The sequence below is a fragment of the Pseudomonas sp. GM_Psu_1 genome, assembly GCF_026544185.1.
GTDB classification, from domain to species: Bacteria; Pseudomonadota; Gammaproteobacteria; order Pseudomonadales; family Pseudomonadaceae; genus Chryseomonas; species Chryseomonas oryzihabitans.
This window is the reverse complement of sequence record NZ_JALNUX010000042.1, coordinates 1-317: the sequence shown is the minus strand read 5'-3', so window position 1 is coordinate 317 and position 317 is coordinate 1. Positions and strand designations below refer to the sequence as shown.

Below are 317 nucleotides of genomic sequence, written 5' to 3'. Positions count from 1 at the left end.
CGCGCCGTTACCGCCTTTGCCGGCTTGAACCCGCGCCTGCAGGAGTCCGGCCTCGCGCGCGGCCATACCTGCATCTCGCGCATGGGATCAGTCCGCTTACGAAGTGCGCTATACCTACCTGCTGTCGTGGCGCTGACCTATAACCCGGCTATCAGGGCGCAAGCCGAGCGCCTGAAAGCCAGGGGCAAGAAAGGTAAACAAACCGTCTGCGCCGCCATGCGTAAGCTGCTGACCATCGCCTATGGCGTGCTCAAATCGGGCAAGCCTTTCGACCCTGCTTTAGCCATTGCACACTGAAGGGCGAAGACGGTATCTAC

General features: G+C 61.2%; 1 protein-coding gene. It reads left to right on the top strand.

Going from position 1 to position 317, the window contains the following annotated elements; all coding sequences use genetic code 11:
* Positions 1 to 297, top strand: a 297-nt coding sequence (locus OXS31_RS23365) for a transposase (RefSeq protein ID WP_267402369.1), incomplete at its 5' end; no start/stop codon positions are given.
* Between the last annotated feature and the right edge of the window lie 20 nt (positions 298 to 317).